This window comes from Arthrobacter sp. UC242_113, from assembly GCF_044054585.1.
GTDB lineage: Bacteria > Actinomycetota > Actinomycetes > Actinomycetales > Micrococcaceae > Arthrobacter.
On record NZ_CP171968.1, the window covers coordinates 4,137,443 to 4,154,796 of the forward strand.

Below are 17,354 nucleotides of genomic sequence, written 5' to 3' on the forward strand. Positions count from 1 at the left end.
AAGCGCCGGATGGCCACCAGCCATCCGGCGCTTTCTTGTTCCTGGGGGACCAGTAATTTCCTAGGAAATGACCCCGTCCACAAGCGCCTTGGCCTCAGCCTGGACCTGCTTGAGGTGGTCGGCGCCCTTGAAGGACTCGGCGTAGATCTTGTAGACGTCCTCGGTGCCGGAGGGGCGGGCCGCGAACCACGCGTTTTCGGTGACCACCTTCAGGCCGCCGATGGACGCGCCGTTGCCCGGCGCCTCAGTCAGTTTGGCCGTGATGGCCTCGCCTGCCAGTTCCGTCGCAGTGACGTCCGACGACGACAGCTTGCCCAGCGCGGCCTTCTGGTCCCGTGTGGCAGCGGCGTCGATCCGTGCATACACCGGCGCGCCGAACTGGTCCGTGAGGCCTTTGTACAGCTGCGACGGCGACTTGCCGGTGACAGCGGTGATCTCCGAGGCCAGCAGGGCCAGCAGGATGCCGTCCTTGTCAGTGGTCCAGACGCTGCCGTCCCGCTTGTTGAAGGAAGCACCGGCGGATTCCTCGCCGCCGAATGCACCTTCGCCGGAGAGCAGGCCGGGGACGAACCACTTGAAGCCCACGGGCACCTCCACGAGCTTGCGGCCCAGGCCGCCCGCTACGCGGTCGATGATCGAGGAGGAGACGAGGGTCTTGCCCACCACGGAATTCGGGTTCCAGCCGCTGCGGTTGCGGTACAGGTAGTCGATGGCCACGGCGAGGTAGTGGTTGGGGTTCATCAGGCCGCCGTCAGGGGTGACGATGCCGTGCCGGTCGGCGTCGGCGTCGTTTCCGGTGGCAACGTCGAACGCGGTGGACCCGTCCGCACCAACCGACATCCGGTTGATGAGGGATGCCATGGCCGACGGCGAAGAGCAGTCCATCCGGATCTTCTCGTCCCAGTCCAAGGTCATGAAGGCCCACTGCGGGTCCACCGTGGGGTTGACCACCGTGAGGTTCAGCTGGTGGCGTTCGCCGATCTCGCCCCAGTAGTCCACGGACGCGCCGCCCATGGGGTCGGCCCCGATCCGGACGCCGGCGTCGCGGATGGCGTCCAGGTCCAGGACGGAGGGCAGATCGTCCACGTAGCTGCTGAGGAAATCGAACTTTCCGGTGGTTTCGGCCTCGAGGGCCTGGGCCAGGGGAATCCGCTTCACGCCGCGGAGCCCGTTCTCCAGCAGTTCGTTGGCGCGGTTGGCGATCCAGCCCGTCGCGTCGGTGTCGGCGGGGCCGCCGTGCGGAGGGTTGTACTTGAAGCCGCCGTCGGCCGGCGGGTTGTGGCTGGGGGTGACGACGATGCCGTCAGCCTGCGGTGCTCCGGCGGGGGCGTTGTTGTTGTACGTGAGGATGGCGTGGCTCAGGGCCGGGGTGGGGGTGTAGCCGTGCCGCGCGTCGATGAGGACGTTCACGCCGTTTGCGGCCAGCACCTCAAGGGCGGAGTTCTGCGCCGGTTCGCTCAGTCCGTGGGTGTCCTTGGCCAGGAACAGCGGGCCGGTGATGCCCTGTCCGGCGCGGTACTCCACGATCGCCTGCGTGATCGCCACGATGTGCCCCTCGTTGAAGGACGCTTTCAGGCTTGAGCCGCGGTGCCCGGAGGTTCCGAATGCCACGCGCTGGCCGGGATCCCCCAGGTCAGGCTTGACGTCGTAGTACGCGTCGAGCAGTGCGGTCAGGTCGACAAGGTCTTGGGGTTGGGCAACTGTGCCCGCTCGGCTAGCCATGGCACCAGCATGCCAGACGACGGCGGAGGTCAACACGGAGTGTCCGAAATCCGGCCCCTGTGACGCAGAATGTCGCGAATTTTCCGCGCTACTTGCATTTATCCGGAACAAAAAACTGAGTAGTGCGGAAAAAGTACTTATATACCCGCCCATGAGGTGGCTGTTACGTTCAAACGGCAGGAACGCGCGGTGCCAGGTACGACGCCGGGCGGCCGGACCAGCGGAAACGTCCCCGGAGCCTGTGGCTGAATTTTAGCCGCGCCATCCGCGGGAGGGTAATTCCGCCCGTTGGGGCCAGCAATTCGTCCGGCTTTGGGCCGGGAAAATTTTACGGCCGGGTGATTTGGTTCGGTTGAATTGGGCCGGTCATTCGGAAGACGAGCGAGCAATGCAGAGGTGAACAATGGGGGCTGGAGATGCAGCATTCGAACGGACGAGGCTAGCCTCCGAACGCATCGCGCGGCTGAAGCGCGACCTCGCCCCCGGCGGCGGGGGCCGGGTTGAGGGCGCGGGCTTCGGCCCCGCCGGCCAGGCTGGAGCGGGCAAGGCCGGAGTTGTCCCTGTTGGATCCGGCCCCGTTGGTGCCGGTTCTGTGGGTGCGGAGCAAAGCAGCCATCTGGTGGCCGAGCGGCTTGCCGAGCTGGCGCCCTACGGCTGGTTCCTGCTGCACGACGTCCATTGGCCCGGCCGCCCGCTCGCGCGGCTGGAGCATGTCCTGGTGGGGCCAGCCGGTGTGGTGGTGGTCAGCGTCAAGAACTGGTCCGGCAACATCGACGTCGTGGATGGCGCGCTACTCCAGAACGGTCATGACCGGTTCCCGGCGGTGGAGACGTCGTTGGCGCAGGCAGCCGCGGTGGCCGCGGTCCTGCCGGCGCCGTGGCGGAGGCTGGTCCGCTCGCTGATCTGTCTGACAGCCCAGCCGGAACTGCGGGGCACCACCGGGTCGGGCATCGAGGTGCGGGGCATCGACTGCATCGCGGGCGCCGTGACCGGCCTGCCGGATGTGCTGGATGCGCCCTCGGTCCTGTTGCTGTACGCACAACTCGGGCAACTCCTCACCCGTCCGCAGGTGCCGGAAACCGGGCCCGTCCGGAACCCTGCGTACCGCCCAGCCACGGGCAGTGGTGCAGGCCGTGCGGGCACCCAGGGAACGGATGACGCGAACACGTCCAGGCCAGCGCTCCGGCGTCCGGCCCACAAGCTGCCGGCCCACAAGCGTCCGGCTCCACCGCACTACCGATATGGCGGGGATCGCCGGCCGGGCACCGTGCTGCGGGTGGTGGGACGGTCGCTCGTGGCCGGCCTCGTTTCAGCTGCACTGCTGGCACCGCCGCTGTGGCTGTTGTGGGAGCTGCTCCCAAAGTAGGGCCAGCCCCTGCCCGGATCAGATGTCCCCGGCATAAACGGCCGGGGACGGCGGTAGTGTTCTGTTGAGGACAGAATGAGGGGATTTCCATGACAGAGCAGCGTCCCGGAACCGGCGACGAGCCGAAACCGGACACTCACCAGCAACCGCAGTACGGTCACCAGCAGGGTCCGGACATTCCAGCCCCGCCGTTGTACAACCCGCCGCTGTACACCCCGCCCGGCCAGCAGTTTGGCGGGCAGCAAGGTGACGCGCGCGCTGGCGGTGCCTACGGCCAGCCGGTGAGCCCCTACAGCCAGCAGTACGGGCAACAATATGGCCAGCAATACAATCAGCAGTATTCCAGCCCGTACGGCCAGCCGTCGTACTACGGTGCAGCGCCACAACCGAAGGGCCTCAGCATTGCCAGCCTGTGCTGCGGCATCGCCGTCTATTTGGGCTTCGGGGTCTTTATCCTGCCGCAGCTGGCCGCCGTGATCCTGGGCCACATGGCGCTGCGGCGTGAACCGTCAGGCCGCGGCTTCGCCGTTGCCGGCCTGGTGATGGGGTATCTCGGCCTCGCCCTGACAGTCCTCGCAATCGTGGGGCTGGCCATCCTGGCGAGCCTCGCGAGCACGTCCAGCACTATCTGAACGACTGGCACCCCAAGCTAAAACCCCAGCTGGGCCGCCACCTGCAGGAGCAGCGCCTCCGAGCCGGGCCGGCCGATCAGCTGGATGCCCATCGGCAGCCCCGCTCCCGGGCTGCTCCCGGTCCAGTGCACGGGGATACTGACGGCCGGAAGGCCGCACACATTGACCATGGATGACCATGGTGCGAACTCGCACTGCCTGCGGTAGTCGCCGTCGGCGTCGCCTGCCCATTCCGACGCTGGCCACCGGCCGTCACCATGGCCAGTCCCGGTGAACCAGCCCACCGGGCGCGGTGTCTGGGCCAATGCAGGCGTCAGGATCAGGTCCCAGTCTGAGTACTGCGCCAGGGTGTCGCGCTCGAACTGCCGCAGGAACGCCAGGCATTCGTTGAGCTTGGCGGCGCTCCGCTGCTGCGCGCGCCGCCGGAAGGTGCGCGTCAGCGGGGTCAGCAGGGCCTCGCGGTGCGGCGCGATCCGGGCCGCACCCACCCCTGCCGTCCAGGCGGTGGTGAACGCGTCGGGATAACGGTTGTCGTACCGGATCTGAGCCTCGCCGACGTCGTGCCCGGCCGCGGTGAGCAGCCGGACGCCGGTGTCCAGCGCGTCCAGTGCCTCCGGGTCCGGCGTGAACGGGAAAATTCCGGCCCAGGGGCTGTCCAGGCTGACGCCGATCCGCAACGGAGCGGGCACGCGGCCAACGGCGTCCAGGTAGTTGGCGCCGTTGGCGGCCAGGACATCCAGTAGCATTGCGGCGTCGGCCGCGGAACGCGCCAATGGTCCGGCCACCACGAGGCCGGCGGGATCCCCGCTGCTCTCACCCGCAGGGACCACACCCCGGCCGGGTTTCAGGCCCAGCAGGCCGCAAGCCGCCGCCGGGATCCGGATCGATCCTCCGCCGTCGGTACCGGGAGCGAACGGCACGAGTTCCGCCGCCACGGCGGCGGCGCTGCCGCCGGAGGAACCGCCCGAGCTCCTGCTCAGGGCATGGGGATTGCGCGACGGCGGTGCGATGCGGTTTTCGCTGTAGGCCGTCAGCCCGAATTCGGGAACCTGCGTCTTGCCGAGGGAGATGGCACCCGCGCCCCTGAGGGCTGCGGCGAGGGCGCCGTCGGCCGGTGCCGGGCGCCGGTCCAGCGCTGCGCTGCCGTGGGTGCTGACAACGCCGGCTACATCCGTGAGGTCCTTGAAGGCGACCGGCATCCCGTGCAGCGGCGGGAGCGGCTGGTCCGGGTGTCGCCGGGCGAACAGAGCGTCTGCGGCGGCGGCCTCGGCCATCGCCCTCGGCCCGGTAACGGTGATGAAGGCCCCCAGCCTCGGGTTCGATTCCTCGATCCGGGCCAGGAAATGCGCCGTGACTTCGCGGGCGGAAAGCTCTCCGGAACGCAGCGCTGCCCTCAGCTGCACCGCCGGCAGGCGGTGGATGTCAGCGAGGCGGTGTGGGGCGGACACTGTGCTCCTTTGCGGCGGCTCGCGGGCTTCGGACCAGCGTAACCTGTGCCGGCCGAAGGGTAGGGTTGCTGCGCTGGCGATACGCTGGAGCTGACAGCTTTGAGGCCAAGGAGAGGACTCCCATGAGCGACTTCGATACCGTCACCGTAAAGGACGTCCCCGCGGACGCCACCATCCTGGACGTGCGGGAGGACTACGAATGGGCGGCCGGGCACGCTGAGGGCGCCCTGCACATCCCCCTCGACCAGCTGCCCGGCAAGCTGGACGACCTCGACCCGGACGAGGACCTGTACGTCATCTGCCGGACCGGCGGACGTTCCTTCCGCGCGGCCCAGTGGCTGGTGGGCCAGGGGTATACGGCGGTCAACGTGGCAGGCGGGATGGACCAGTGGCTTGAATCCGGCAAGCCGCTGGTGTCCGACAACGGCCTCAAGCCCGTGGTTTTGTAGGCCGACCGCCGTCGCGCGCCACCCAACGCCGATCCCTACCCCCAAAGGAATACCCATGCCCGCCGCCCGCCGCACCTACACCTTCCTCGGCCCCGAAGGCACGTTCACGGAGGCGGCGCTCCTGCAGGTTCCGGATGCGGCCGAAGCCGTGCGCATCCCCTCCTCCAACGTCAACGCGGCGCTGGACCGCGTGCGTGACGGATCGGCCGACGCCGCGATGGTGCCCATCGAGAACTCGGTGGAGGGCGGCGTCACGGCCACCCTGGACGCCATTGCCACCGGACAGGAACTGCGGATCATCCGTGAGGCACTCGTGCCCATCAGCTTCGTGCTGGTGGCGAGGCCCGGCGTCGAACTTGCCCGGATCCGCCGGATCTCCACTCACGGGCACGCCTGGGCGCAATGCCGGCTCTGGGTGGACGAGCATATTCCCGGCGCTGAATACATTCCCGGTTCCTCTACGGCCGCTGCTGCGATGGGCCTGCTGGAGGACGACGCGCACTATGACGCGGCGATCTGTGCGCCCATAGTAGCCGCGGAGCAGCCCGGCCTGCAGGTGCTCGCCGAGAACATCGGGGACAATCCCGGCGCCGTGACCCGGTTCATCCTGGTCAGCCGGCCGGGCGTCCTGCCGGTCCGGACCGGCGCGGACAAGACAACGGTCGTTGTGCCCCTTCCCGAGGACCGGCCGGGCGCGCTGATGGAAATCCTGGACCAGTTCGCCACCCGCGGCGTCAACCTGAGCCGCATCGAGTCCCGGCCCACGGGGCAGTACCTGGGGCACTACTTCTTCAGCATCGACGCCGACGGCCACGTAGGCGATGCGCGGGTGGCCGACGCCCTCGCCGGCCTGCACCGCATCAGCCCCGCCACGCGGTTCCTCGGTTCCTACGGCCGTGCCGATGCGCAGGCGCCCGTAGTGCTCGAGCACACCTCCGACGAGGCATTCCGGGCAGCGCATGAATGGGTCAAGGGGATACTCGGTGGCGGATCCCTGCGCTCGGAGTTGCCGGTGGAAGCTTCGCCGTCAGCGTAGATAAATGCCCCTCGGGGCACTTCCCTGCAAATGTTGCTGTGCGTATGCTTGCTTGATCAACAAAGGGATGGCCCCAGCGAAAGGAGCGGGTCATGTCGGACAAGAATGACAATGACGGCCAGGGAATGATCGTCAACCCAAAGCCCACAGCCGAGAACCAGGACTGGGACGGGGATGAGGCCGACCGTGCGGACCGCCTGCGTTTCGAGGAGGAGCAGGCCATGATCCGCGAACAGTCCGAGGCCCGGGCAGCCGCTAAGGCCGCTGCCGAGTCCGCCAAGCACGCCGGCACCGCGCAGTCAGCATAGGCGCGAATTCAGTCTAGGCCCGCGCTCCCAGGCGCGCGGTTTCGTCCCTGACCCGCACCAGCAACGATCTCGGCTCCACCTGGACCGTCACCTTCGTGGCGTCCCCCGACGTGTCGCCGTCGAGCTGGGTCGGCATGGGTTCCGGGCACCTGATGACCACCTTGCCGGAACGGTACATGCTCATGACGGGCAGATGCCGCTTGTGCTTGAACAGGATCTTGGCGTACATCGCCAGCCAGCCCACGGCGCTGCGGGGGCTCATGACCACCACGTCCAGCATCCCGTCGTCGATCATGGCCTGCGGGATGAAATCGATGCCGCCAGGCACCAGGCCGCAATTGGCAAACAGGACGCTGCGGATCTTCCTCGACTGGTCAGGCTGGTCATCCAGCGAGATGGCCACCTTTTTCCTGCGCCCGGGAAGATGGCGCACTCCTGCCTCCGTGTAGGCAAGCCAGCCGACGGCGCGCTTGAGGCCATCGTTCGTGTCACCAACGACCTCGGCGTCCATGCCGATGCCGGCCATGACGAGGAACGAGTGGCTTGAGGAGTGCCCGGTCAGCGAATTCTCGATTTCCATCCGCGCCGTGTCGATGAACCGCTGGTGGCCGAAGAGCGCTGTCTGGATGTTGCCGTACAGGTCGTAGACGTTCAGGTCCACGTTGCGGGCCAGCAGGTTGCCTGTGCCCAGGGGGATCAGGCCCATGGCCACCCCGGTATGCGCAAGGGCCTCAGCCGCCACGCGCACTGTGCCGTCGCCGCCGCCCACAAGTACGACGTCGGCCCCGTACTCCAGCGCCGCCCGCACCTGCGAGTGGCCCGGGTCCTCTACAGTCGTTTCGAAGAACCGCGGCTCCTCCCAGCCGGCAGTCAGGCAGGCGCGCTGGATGGTGGCGCGGGCTTCATCGGCCTTGGCTTTGATGGGGTTGAGGATGACGGCCACACGCTGGCGTTCCAGGCCGTGTTCGTGGGCCGCCTCCCGCACCGCGCTGCGGATGTGAAGGGCCTTCAGCCTGCGCACGCCCCACCAGCTGGAGACGGCGAAGGCCAGCGCTGCAGCGATCAGGACGTAAAGAAGCAGGTCGCTCATGGTGCTCCAACACTATCCCGCCCGGAGTGTCCCGCGGATTCGATACCCTTGTCTGGTGATCGACGTAAAAGACCTCAGCGAAAATCCGGACAAGTTCCGCGCCAGCCAGCGCGCCCGCGGTGCGGACGAAACCCTGGTGGACGCGATCATCGACGCAGACGCCGCGCGCCGCACAGCGCTGATCAGCTTCGAGAACCTCCGCGCCGAACAGAACGTGTTCGGCAAGAAGGTGGCGCAGGCCAAGGGCGAGGAAAAGCAGGCGCTGCTCGCCGAGGTCCGCGAGCTTGCGGGCGCGGTGAAGGCCGCCTCGGCCGAGGCCGACGCAGCGCAGGCCAAACAGGAAGAACTGCTGCGCACCATCCCCAACCTCATTGAAGACGGCGTGCCGGAGGGTGGCGAGGATGACTACGTTGTGGTCAAGACCGTGGGCACACCGCGCGAATTCCCCGACTTCGAGCCCCGCGACCACCTCGAAATCGGCGAGCTGATCGGCGCGATCGACATGGAGCGCGGCGCGAAGGTCTCCGGAGCACGCTTCTACTTCCTCCGTGGCGTGGGTGCCCGGCTGGAAATGGCCTTGCTGCAGATGGCCATGGAACAGGCCATCGAGGCCGGTTTCATTCCCATGATCACCCCCACGCTCGTCCGTCCCGAGACCATGCAGGGCACCGGATTCGACGTAAAGCACGACGCCGAGATCTACCGTCTCGCCGAGGACGACCTTTACTTGGTAGGCACCTCGGAGGTGCCCCTCGCCGGGTACCACGCAGACGAGATCCTGGACCTCTCCGCCGGCCCCATCCGCTTCGCAGGCCAAAGCTCCTGCTACCGCCGCGAGGCCGGTTCGCACGGCAAGGATACCCGCGGGATCATCCGCGTCCACCAGTTCAACAAGGTGGAGATGTTCATCTACACGACGGTGGAAGAGGCCGCGGCCGAACATGAGCGCCTGCTGGCCTGGGAAGAGCAGATGCTGGCCAAGTGCGAGCTGCCGTACCGTGTGATCGACACCGCAGCCGGCGACCTCGGCATGTCTGCAGCCCGCAAGTTCGACTGCGAAGCCTGGGTCCCGACGCAGGGCGCGTACCGCGAGCTGACGTCAACGTCCAACTGCACCACCTTCCAGGCGCGCCGCCTGAACATCCGCGAGCGTGTGTTCACCGAGGACGGCAGCCCCAAGGGCACCCGTGCCGTGGCGACACTCAACGGCACGCTGGCAACCACGCGCTGGATCGTGGCACTGCTGGAGCACCACCAGAACGCCGACGGCTCGGTCAATGTGCCCGCGGCCCTGCAGAAGTACCTCGGCGGCCTCGAGGTTCTCCCCGTTCTTTAGTTCTGAACCTATTGAGCGGGTAAATACTCACACCGGGAACAACCTGTGAGTATTTACCCGCTGTTCACGCGCTGCTGTGCTCTGCGTCCTAGCTGGTGTCAGGGGGCACCTGCTCTACTAGGAAGCATGACTACATTGACTGAATTCTCAGCCGCCGGCACCGAAGACCGGCGAGAAGCACAACAGAAACTCATGATTGCCCTGGACGTGGACGGCACCCTCGTGGACCACGATGGCCACATGTCCGCTCCGGTCCGCGACGCCGCACAGGCTGTGGTGGCGGCCGGGCACGAGGTAATGATCGCCACCGGGCGTTCGCTCAACGCCACGCTTCCGATCATCGAACAGATCGGCCTGGACCGCGGTTATGCCGTCTGCTGCAACGGCGGCGTGACACTGCGCCTGGACCCAGGGCTGCCCAACGGCTACGACATCATCCACAAGGCCACCTTTGATCCCGGCCCGGCGCTCCGCGCTCTCCGCAAGCGTCTGCCGGCGGCGAAATATGCGCTGGAGGACGAGGACGGGAACTTCCTCTCCACCGAGCGCTTCCAGGACGCGAGCTTCGGTGTCGAGGCCATCGGTGTCGATTTCCAGACCATGCTCGAGGCCACGGCCGTCCGCGTCGTCGTCTTCAGCGCGGAAAACACGCCGGAGGAGTTCAACGAAGCCATCGAACACATCGGCCTTGCCGGTGTGACCTATTCCGTGGGCTGGACAGCGTGGCTGGATATCGCCGCGGCCGGCGTCACCAAAGCCAGTGCACTGGAGAACCTCCGCAGCCGCCTCGGCGTCGATCCCGCCGCCACGGTTGCCATCGGCGACGGCCGCAACGACATCGAGATGCTCAGCTGGGCGGGCCGCGGCGTGGCCATGGGACAGGCTCCGGAAGAAGTGGTGGCCGCTGCGGACGAGGTCACCAAGTCGGTATACGACGACGGTGCCGCCCACGTGCTGCGCGGCCTTTTGTAACCGGCGGCTCTGGTTGTAACAGGCGTCGCTAGTTGTAGCAGCCGGCTCTAGCGCACGTCGAGGATCATCGAGAGAAGCCTGGCCGCTGCCGGCCGGGCCGCGTGCTCCTCGTTCCACTGCGACCTCGCCACCGCCTTGCTGACGGCCTGGGACGTAATGCCGAGTTCGGCAGCCACGGTCTTCTGCTGGCCGCGCACCCCGGGGGTCATCAGGTCGAGCACGCGCCACTCGGCCTCGCTCCTGTCCCGGACGATGTGGCCGAGCAGGCGGAGCACCGACTCGGATTCGGCGGCGACGTCTGTCAGGGGACCTTCAACGGCCACAGGGATGCGCTCTTTGCTGTTGCGGAGGCGGTCCACGGCGCGGCGGGCGTAGATGAGGCCGTGCCCGCTGGCGTCCTTGATCTGGTTCGGCAGTGGCTCATTTACCGGGCCCACGCCGATCCCCACGTACCAGCTCCCGCAGCGGAGTGCGATCAGGGCGGCATCCACCGCCTGGTGCGGGCACTCCACGATGCCCTGCACCTCGTCCTCCACGGAGCGGTCAAAGTCCAGTCGCGCCGGGATATGCCGTAGGTCCTTGAGGAGATGCGGGACCCGGTCGCCGTCGCGCCGGCTGTCTGTTTGATTGATAGTCAGCGTGAACATGGTGGACATCAGACTACCCGGTGGCCACGTCGAGGCAAGCTGGGAGCCGACGGGGCGTTACGGATCTCACTCAAGCGCGAACTGGCAGCTGATGCCCTCTAAACCCGGATTTGAGGGCATCAGCTGCCAGTTCGCGCGTTAAAGAACGACGGCGGGAGGTGAGGTTCACGATGAACTGCACTTCCCGCCTCCCCACCGCCGCCCGGGTTAGTGTGCTGCGGGCACGTAACGCTTGATGGAAGCCTCAAGCTCGGCTTCGGCTGCGGCGCGGTCGGCCCAGCCTTCGGCCTTGACCCACTTGCCGGGCTCCAGGTCCTTGTAGCGGGTGAAGAAGTGTTCGATTTCCTTGATCAGGAATTCGTTGACGTCGCTGACTTCCTGGATGTGATCGAACCGCGGGTCGGCCGGAACGCAGAGGACCTTGGCATCTCCGCCGCCGTCGTCCGTCATGTTGAAGACACCGATCGGACGGGCCTCAACGATGACGCCCGGGTGCAGATCGAAGTCCTGCAGGAGCACCAGCGCGTCCAGCGGGTCACCGTCTTCGCCGAGGGTGTTCTCGAAGAAGCCGTAGTGGGTGGGGTACTGCATGGAAGTGAAGAGGACACGGTCCAGGCGGACTCGGCCGGTCTCGTGGTCGACTTCGTACTTGACGCGCGATCCCTTAGGGATCTCGATGGTCACGTCATGCTTCATGGAATGCTCCTCGACGATTGCTTGGTGTTCGCGGCACACGCGATGATCAACCAAAAATGGGCTGTCGGTGCCGCCGACTACTATTGAGGATATAGCGAGAGGCCCAGGTTTCAGGAACTAATGGGGTAATTTCAGGACTTTGAGGACCAGCAGCATGAGCGGCACCAGGGGCACGGCGAGCGGCCGCGGCAGGCTTTCCACAGTGGTCCGGAGTTGGCCCACCCTCCTGATCACCGTGCTCCTCCTGGCGCTGGCCGTTCCCGCCGGGCTGCTCGTTGCGCCCGCGCTCACCGGCCCGGCCCGGCCCACGGCCCAGCCTGCCCAGACCCCCGCTTGGCAGCTGGTCCCGGAACGCCTGTCCGTCCCGCAGGGGATCGATCCGCTCAGCAGCGCTGCGCCGGTGCCGGTTCCCGCCGACGTTGCTGCCCGGGTGGATCCCGTCCTCAAGGCCGACGGCGGCGGCTCGTTTACGGCCGTGGTCCAGGACGCCGCCACCGGCAAGGTCCTTTATGACCGGGAAGGCGCCAGCAACAGGATCCCGGCCTCCAACATGAAGCTCCTCACCGCCGTGGCCGCTTTGCGGGGGATCGGCCCCGAGAAACGGTTCAGCACCAGGGTCGTCGCCGAAGCGGCTGCAGCGGCAACACCGGGTGCTGCTGCCGTCACGAGGTCCGTGGTGCTGGTGGGCGGCGGCGACGTCCTGCTCGGCGCCGGCGAATCCGCCGAGGACAAAGTCCTGGGCCACGCCGGGCTCGGCACGCTGGCCAAACTGACTGTGGACTCACTGCGGAAGGGCGGCTTCAAGGGACAGGTCCAGGTGCTGGTGGACGATTCCCTCTTCACCGGGCCGGCGCTGAACCCGGCCTGGAGCGCGGACGACGTTGCCGCCGGCGAAACGGCCCCGCTGTTTCCGCTCGCCCTGAACTCGGCACGGTTTGATCCGGCGGACACCACGGCACCCCGGCCCCAGGACTCTGCCATCGCCGCGGGGGAGGCGTTCGCGGCCGACCTGAAAGCGGCTGGTGCGGCCGCGGGCCTCACGGTGGCACCCGCCGTCGTACGTCTTGACGGAAAGCCTACGGCGGACGCCAGAGTTCTCGCCGAAGTGCAGTCCGCGACGGTCAGCCAGCAGGTGGACCTCATGCTCCAGACCTCAGACAACTACCTCGCCGAAACCCTTGGCCGCATGACCGCGGTGGCAGGCGGCCAGCCTGCGACGTACGAGTCGGCCAAGGCCGCAGTGCTGGGCCAGCTCACCGGCCTGGGCATTCCCACGGAAGGGATGGTCGCGGCCGATGTTTCCGGCCTGGCCCTCGCCAACCAGGTTTCTGCCCGCCAACTCTCGGAAGTGGTGCGCGCCATCACCAACGGCAAGGACACCCGGCTCAGGGCCGCGCTGGCGGGGTTCCCGGTGGCGGGGCTGACAGGCACGCTCGGCGACAGATATATCGACGAGTCCACGGCCGAGGGCGCCGGCCTGGTGCGGGCCAAAACGGGAACCCTGAACACGGTGATCGCGCTGAGCGGGTACGTGGTGGACGCCGACGGCCGGCTCCTGGTGTTCTCCTTCATCGGCAACGGCCTGACGCCGGGAGCCGAGGGAAACAAGCCGGCCCTGGACACGGCGGCCACGGCGCTGGCCGGCTGCGGCTGCAGCTAGTTCGCCGGTCAGCGAACTTAAGGCGCGCTGACGGGCGCGTATGTTCTGATGGACCGTATGGAGTCCACTGCAAGCCAGTCATCCGCCCCGGCCCAGGCCCTCATCAACTGGGACCTTGCCGCGTCCGCAGCGGCACGGCTGGCTCCGCCGGGTCCGTCGCTGACTGCCCGTGAGATCGGGGACGCCGTTTCCCAGCTGCGCGAGCTGGCGGATGCCTCCGTTCCGCACGTTCACCAGATCACCGGGCTGGAGGCTGCACGCGACCTCCGCGACTCATCAGTCCTGGTGGTGGACCGTGCCTCATGGGCGAAGGCCAACACGCAGAGCTTCGCGGTGATGCTCAAGCCCGCCATCGAAAAGATGCTCGAGAGCCGCCGTGGCAATATCAGCCCCGGAGCCGCCACCGTCAGCGGTGCCATCACCGGCAGCCAACTTGGCGCCGTGCTGGCATTCCTCTCCAGCAAAGTCCTGGGCCAGTACGATCCTTTCGCCGCCCTCGCCGAAGGATCGCAGGCGCCGTCGGGCGGCCGCCTGCTGCTCGTCGCGCCAAACATCATCGCCGTCGAGCGCGAGCTCAATGTGGATCCAACGGACTTCCGGCTCTGGGTGTGCCTGCACGAACAGACCCACCGGGTGCAGTTCGCCGCGGCACCCTGGCTCCGGCACCACATGCTGAACGAGATCGACAACCTCAGCGGGCACCTGCTGGGCAACGTGGACTCCCTGATGGAACGCGCTTCAGCAGCCGCACGCTCGCTCAAGGACCGCGCCGGCGCTGGTTCGACTCCGGGCCGGGGCGCCATCCTCGATCTCCTGCAGGACCCCGAGGAAAAGGCTTCGCTGTCCCGTCTGACGGCGGTCATGAGCCTGCTCGAAGGCCACGCCAACGTGGTGATGGACGCGGTGGACGCCAGCATCGTCCCCTCCGTGAAGACCATCCGGCAGCGGTTCAACGCCCGCGGCAAGGACAGGGGCGTCGTTGAGAAGTTCATCCGCAGCCTGCTGGGACTTGACGCCAAGATGAAGCAGTACAGCGACGGCGCCAAGTTCGTCCGGGCTGTGGTGGACGTGGCCGGGATGGACGGCTTCAACCGCGTTTGGGAAGCTCCGGCGAATCTGCCCACCGAGGAGGAGATCCACAACGCCCGGATCTGGCTCGACAGGATGGGTTTCTAGGTTTCCGTGTACCATCCCCCCAACACTGCAGGCGGCTCTGTTCCCAGCGGTCCTGTCCCCAGCGGCAGGCGGCGGCCGGGCCGGCTGGTTCCGGTTGTCGGCACGGCACGGAAAATGCTGCAGGCTGCCTTGGCTGAAGCGGGTTACCCGGAACGGGTCCTGGTGGCCTGCAGCGGCGGCCCCGACTCCCTGGCCCTGGCCGCTGTGGCCGCCTACTTCGCCCGGCGCGGCCACGTGGATGGCCGGCCGGTTGCCGTGGGCGCGGTGGTGGTGGACCACCAGCTGCAGGCAGGTTCCTCGGACGTTGCCTCCAGAACCGCTGAGACGCTGCGGGAGCTCGGCCTGGACCCGGTGCAGATCCGCACGGTCGATGTCGCTTCCACCGGTTTCGGACCGGAAGCCGCAGCCCGCGATGCCCGCCACGCCGCGCTCGACGCGGCGGCGGGGGAGTGGGGAGCGGGTGCCGTCCTGCTGGGGCACACGCTCGACGACCAGGCGGAGCAGGTGCTGCTGGGCTTGGCGCGGGGCTCTGGCACGCGGTCCCTGGCCGGAATGCGGCCCGCGCGGGGGAAGCTGCTCCGGCCGTTCCTTGGCCTGCGCAGGGCAGATACCCTGGAGATTTGCCGCGCAGAGGAGCTGGACGCCTGGCACGACCCCAGCAACGCCGATCCCGCCTTCGCGCGCTCGCGGACCAGGGTGGAGGTCATGCCGGTGCTGGAGGAAAAACTCGGCCCCGGGGTGGCAGAATCCCTGGCGCGGACTGCGGCCATCCTGCAGCTGGATGCCGACTACCTGGAGGACGTGGCCAACAGCACTTACACCTCGCTCGTTGAGCACGACGGCCCGGACGCCAGCCTCCCGGAGGCTGCCCTGGCCGAACTGGCCCCGGCCATCAGGTTCCGCGTGATCGCCAAGGCGGCTGCCGGCGTCGGCGGCCAACAGCCCAGTTATCAGCGCCTTTTGGCGGCGGAAGCACTGCTGCGGCGGACTGGCTCGGCCGGTCCGGTGGAACTGCCCGGCGGGGTCAGCGTGTACCGTCTCTCGCTGGCCGAGCTGCAGGACCGGGAGCGTGCCCAGGGGCAGGGCGGGGCGGACGGCGTTCCCCGCGAGGCCGCCCGCTGTGGGAAGCTTGTATTCCGGCTTCATAAACCGTCCCGCAAATAGTCGCACCCGCATCTACACAGGAGCAATTGGTGGATTCATCCGACGTCCAGGCAGACCTCAAGCACGTTCTCTACACCAAGGAACAGATCCAGCAACGCATCACTGAGCTCGCGGCCCAGATCGACAAGGACTACGAGGGGCGCGACCTGCTCATCGTCGGCGTGCTGAAGGGCGCTGTCATGGTGATGGCCGACCTCGCGCGGGCACTGCACAGCCACGTTTCCATGGACTGGATGGCTGTCTCCTCCTACGGCTCCGGTACGCAGTCCTCCGGCGTGGTGCGTATCCTCAAGGACCTGGACACGGACCTGATGGGCAAGGACGTGCTGATCGTTGAGGACATCATCGACTCCGGCCTCACCCTGTCCTGGCTGAAGACCAACCTCGAATCCCGTGGCACCGCGTCAGTGGAGATCTGCACCGCCTTCCGCAAGCCGACCGCCGCCAAGGTGGAGATCGACGTCAAGTACGTCGGCTATGACATCCCCAACGAGTTCGTGGTGGGCTACGGCCTGGACTACGCCGAAAAGTACCGCAACCTGGACTTCGTGGGCACCCTAGCCCCGCACGTCTACGAGTAAACGCCAGCCGCCGAAGCCGCCCCCGCATTTTTGCACCGCTTTCGGTGACCGCGCCGCCGTCGAGCCCTGAGAACACGGGTCCGACGGCGGCGCGAGCCGGTTAAAGCGGTGCAAAAAAGTCCGCGGGCCCAGCAACGCGGGCCGGATCAGAAGGGCGTCCGCGCGGGAGTGGTGAGCGTCAGCCTGATCTGCGCCAGCATTTCCTCCGGCCGGTGCAGCACATCCTCGTAGAGGTAGCGCAACACCCTGTATCCGGTGGCCGCGCCAACGTTGTTCCGCCGGATGTCCTTCTTGAACTGGGGCTTGTTCAGGTGGAATCCCACGCCATCGATTTCTACGATCAGGCAGCCGTTGAGCAGGAAATCCACATAGCCGATGCCCGCCAGGTAGACCTGGGTGTGCACGTCGAAGCCGTGCCGCCGGAACAGTACCCGGGCCACTGTTTCCAGCAGGGAATCCGAGCCGCGTTCCACGAGGTCCAGTACCGCACGCGCCCGCCCGTTCCGCGGTCCGGGGAGTAGCCTGCGCAGGAAATCGAGGTCAATGTCGCCGCGGCCAAACGCGCATTCCACCATGACCAAGGCCTCCAGTTCCGGAAGGCACTGCAGCGCGTGGACGAGGACATCCTTCAGCGGGAGCACGGGCGGGTGCAGGGTGGAGATGTTGCCGCTGAACCTGTGAGGCAGTATGCCGCGCTCCAGCCGGCGGTGACAGGCAGCGAGGTGCGGCTGGCCGGGCGTCTGCAGGGTCCAGAGGGCGTAGTGTCCCGCGGCCGAGACGCAGGTGACCGCGGCGTTCGCTTCGTAGGCACTGACAAAGTCGCAGTTCGCCTGCGGCAGCCGGTAGATCCCGTGGCGGGGATTCTGCATCAGTCCGGAGTCCACCGCCCGGCCAATCTGCCCCGGGTGAATCCTGCCCTCCGCAGGTGAGCCAGCCTGGCCACCCCACCGTGCCGTGCGAGGAAGTCCGTGGGCTGCATGTGGTCCAGCGTGGGGCCACCGCGGTGCATTCCGGCAGTCAGAGCCCCTCGTATGTGGACAAACCCGGGCGGCGGAGAAGCTGTGGAGGGCG

Annotated in this window: 17 protein-coding genes; 11 read left to right on the forward strand and 6 right to left on the reverse strand. The window is 67.3% G+C overall.

Going from position 1 to position 17,354, the window contains the following annotated elements:
* Window positions 1–60 precede the first annotated feature (60 nt).
* The gene (gene pgm, locus ACHMXB_RS18830) at window positions 61–1,722 is read right to left on the reverse strand and encodes a phosphoglucomutase (alpha-D-glucose-1,6-bisphosphate-dependent) (RefSeq protein ID WP_395400882.1); all 1,662 of its coding nucleotides are present in this window, start codon (window positions 1,720–1,722) and stop codon (window positions 61–63) included.
* Between the two features lie 403 nt (window positions 1,723–2,125).
* Here pgm and ACHMXB_RS18835 point away from each other — a divergent pair, with 403 nt between their 5' ends.
* Together ACHMXB_RS18835 and ACHMXB_RS18840 are read left to right on the forward strand one after the other, a co-directional pair.
* Window positions 2,126–3,088 (forward strand): nuclease-related domain-containing protein, encoded by a 963-nt coding sequence (locus ACHMXB_RS18835; RefSeq protein ID WP_395400884.1) that lies wholly within the window; start codon window positions 2,126–2,128, stop codon window positions 3,086–3,088.
* An 89-nt stretch (window positions 3,089–3,177) separates the two neighbouring features.
* Window positions 3,178–3,720, forward strand: a complete 543-nt coding sequence (locus ACHMXB_RS18840) for a DUF4190 domain-containing protein (protein WP_395400886.1) — start codon at window positions 3,178–3,180, stop codon at window positions 3,718–3,720.
* Between the two features lie 17 nt (window positions 3,721–3,737).
* Here the strand turns inward: ACHMXB_RS18840 and ACHMXB_RS18845 are convergent, their stop codons facing one another.
* On the reverse strand, window positions 3,738–5,168 hold the full coding sequence (locus ACHMXB_RS18845) for an amidase (protein WP_395400888.1): 1,431 nt from the start codon (window positions 5,166–5,168) through the stop codon (window positions 3,738–3,740).
* 122 nt (window positions 5,169–5,290) lie between these two features.
* Here ACHMXB_RS18845 and ACHMXB_RS18850 point away from each other — a divergent pair, with 122 nt between their 5' ends.
* The 3 genes from ACHMXB_RS18850 (at window position 5,291) to ACHMXB_RS18860 (ending at window position 6,961) form a co-directional block, all read left to right on the forward strand.
* On the forward strand, window positions 5,291–5,617 hold the full coding sequence (locus tag ACHMXB_RS18850) for a rhodanese-like domain-containing protein (RefSeq protein ID WP_111902188.1): 327 nt from the start codon (window positions 5,291–5,293) through the stop codon (window positions 5,615–5,617).
* A gap of 55 nt (window positions 5,618–5,672) precedes the next feature.
* Window positions 5,673–6,653 (forward strand): prephenate dehydratase, encoded by a 981-nt coding sequence (pheA, locus tag ACHMXB_RS18855; RefSeq protein WP_395400890.1) that lies wholly within the window; start codon window positions 5,673–5,675, stop codon window positions 6,651–6,653.
* Between the two features lie 92 nt (window positions 6,654–6,745).
* Window positions 6,746–6,961, forward strand: a complete 216-nt coding sequence (locus ACHMXB_RS18860) for a hypothetical protein (protein ID WP_190605680.1) — start codon at window positions 6,746–6,748, stop codon at window positions 6,959–6,961.
* Between the two features lie 13 nt (window positions 6,962–6,974).
* Here the strand turns inward: ACHMXB_RS18860 and ACHMXB_RS18865 are convergent, their stop codons facing one another.
* Complete coding sequence (locus ACHMXB_RS18865; RefSeq protein WP_395400892.1) at window positions 6,975–8,051, reverse strand: diacylglycerol/lipid kinase family protein; 1,077 nt, start codon at window positions 8,049–8,051, stop codon at window positions 6,975–6,977.
* Window positions 8,052–8,106: 55 nt separating this feature from the next.
* On the opposite strand from ACHMXB_RS18865, the gene serS reads away from it, so the two are divergent.
* Entirely contained in the window at window positions 8,107–9,387 is a 1,281-nt protein-coding gene (serS, locus tag ACHMXB_RS18870; protein ID WP_395400894.1) for a serine--tRNA ligase, read from the forward strand.
* 126 nt (window positions 9,388–9,513) lie between these two features.
* Window positions 9,514–10,359 carry an HAD family hydrolase gene (locus ACHMXB_RS18875; RefSeq protein ID WP_395400896.1) on the forward strand — a complete coding sequence of 282 codons (846 nt, stop codon included), beginning with the start codon at window positions 9,514–9,516 and terminating at the stop codon, window positions 10,357–10,359.
* 47 nt (window positions 10,360–10,406) lie between these two features.
* Here the strand turns inward: ACHMXB_RS18875 and ACHMXB_RS18880 are convergent, their stop codons facing one another.
* Both ACHMXB_RS18880 and ACHMXB_RS18885 read right to left on the reverse strand, forming a co-directional pair.
* Window positions 10,407–11,006, reverse strand: a complete 600-nt coding sequence (locus tag ACHMXB_RS18880) for a hypothetical protein (RefSeq protein ID WP_395405346.1) — start codon at window positions 11,004–11,006, stop codon at window positions 10,407–10,409.
* A 207-nt stretch (window positions 11,007–11,213) separates the two neighbouring features.
* On the reverse strand, window positions 11,214–11,702 hold the full coding sequence (locus ACHMXB_RS18885) for an inorganic diphosphatase (RefSeq protein ID WP_003799714.1): 489 nt from the start codon (window positions 11,700–11,702) through the stop codon (window positions 11,214–11,216).
* Window positions 11,703–11,856: 154 nt separating this feature from the next.
* Between ACHMXB_RS18885 and dacB the strand changes: the two genes are divergently transcribed.
* The 4 genes from dacB to hpt all read left to right on the forward strand — a co-directional run bounded on the left by dacB (window position 11,857) and on the right by hpt (window position 16,283).
* Complete coding sequence (gene dacB / locus ACHMXB_RS18890) at window positions 11,857–13,362, forward strand: D-alanyl-D-alanine carboxypeptidase/D-alanyl-D-alanine-endopeptidase (RefSeq protein WP_395400898.1); 1,506 nt, start codon at window positions 11,857–11,859, stop codon at window positions 13,360–13,362.
* Between the two features lie 57 nt (window positions 13,363–13,419).
* On the forward strand, window positions 13,420–14,538 hold the full coding sequence (locus tag ACHMXB_RS18895) for a zinc-dependent metalloprotease (protein WP_395400900.1): 1,119 nt from the start codon (window positions 13,420–13,422) through the stop codon (window positions 14,536–14,538).
* A 114-nt stretch (window positions 14,539–14,652) separates the two neighbouring features.
* The gene (gene tilS, locus ACHMXB_RS18900) at window positions 14,653–15,702 is read left to right on the forward strand and encodes a tRNA lysidine(34) synthetase TilS (RefSeq protein ID WP_395400902.1); all 1,050 of its coding nucleotides are present in this window, start codon (window positions 14,653–14,655) and stop codon (window positions 15,700–15,702) included.
* Window positions 15,703–15,731: 29 nt separating this feature from the next.
* Window positions 15,732–16,283: a hypoxanthine phosphoribosyltransferase gene (gene hpt, locus ACHMXB_RS18905; RefSeq protein ID WP_111903204.1), complete on the forward strand. Its 552-nt coding sequence runs from the start codon at window positions 15,732–15,734 to the stop codon at window positions 16,281–16,283.
* Between the two features lie 146 nt (window positions 16,284–16,429).
* On the opposite strand, the gene ACHMXB_RS18910 is transcribed toward hpt, so the two are convergent.
* Window positions 16,430–17,152, reverse strand: a complete 723-nt coding sequence (locus tag ACHMXB_RS18910) for an endonuclease domain-containing protein (protein ID WP_395400904.1) — start codon at window positions 17,150–17,152, stop codon at window positions 16,430–16,432.
* Between the last annotated feature and the right edge of the window lie 202 nt (window positions 17,153–17,354).

Excerpts from the sequence above, each read along its gene's own strand:
- pgm (WP_395400882.1), bottom strand. The coding sequence starts at position 1,722 with ATGGCTAGCCGAGCGGGCACAGTTGCCCAACCCCAAGACCTTGTCGAC.
- ACHMXB_RS18835 (WP_395400884.1), top strand. The coding sequence starts at position 2,126 with ATGGGGGCTGGAGATGCAGCATTCGAACGGACGAGGCTAGCCTCCGAA.
- ACHMXB_RS18840 (WP_395400886.1), top strand. The coding sequence starts at position 3,178 with ATGACAGAGCAGCGTCCCGGAACCGGCGACGAGCCGAAACCGGACACT.
- ACHMXB_RS18850 (WP_111902188.1), top strand. The coding sequence starts at position 5,291 with ATGAGCGACTTCGATACCGTCACCGTAAAGGACGTCCCCGCGGACGCC.
- pheA (WP_395400890.1), top strand. The coding sequence starts at position 5,673 with ATGCCCGCCGCCCGCCGCACCTACACCTTCCTCGGCCCCGAAGGCACG.
- ACHMXB_RS18860 (WP_190605680.1), top strand. The coding sequence starts at position 6,746 with ATGTCGGACAAGAATGACAATGACGGCCAGGGAATGATCGTCAACCCA.
- ACHMXB_RS18865 (WP_395400892.1), bottom strand. The coding sequence starts at position 8,051 with ATGAGCGACCTGCTTCTTTACGTCCTGATCGCTGCAGCGCTGGCCTTC.
- ACHMXB_RS18875 (WP_395400896.1), top strand. The coding sequence starts at position 9,514 with ATGACTACATTGACTGAATTCTCAGCCGCCGGCACCGAAGACCGGCGA.
- ACHMXB_RS18880 (WP_395405346.1), bottom strand. The coding sequence starts at position 11,006 with ATGTTCACGCTGACTATCAATCAAACAGACAGCCGGCGCGACGGCGAC.
- ACHMXB_RS18885 (WP_003799714.1), bottom strand. The coding sequence starts at position 11,702 with ATGAAGCATGACGTGACCATCGAGATCCCTAAGGGATCGCGCGTCAAG.
- dacB (WP_395400898.1), top strand. The coding sequence starts at position 11,857 with ATGAGCGGCACCAGGGGCACGGCGAGCGGCCGCGGCAGGCTTTCCACA.
- ACHMXB_RS18895 (WP_395400900.1), top strand. The coding sequence starts at position 13,420 with ATGGAGTCCACTGCAAGCCAGTCATCCGCCCCGGCCCAGGCCCTCATC.
- tilS (WP_395400902.1), top strand. The coding sequence starts at position 14,653 with ATGCTGCAGGCTGCCTTGGCTGAAGCGGGTTACCCGGAACGGGTCCTG.
- ACHMXB_RS18910 (WP_395400904.1), bottom strand. The coding sequence starts at position 17,152 with ATGCAGAATCCCCGCCACGGGATCTACCGGCTGCCGCAGGCGAACTGC.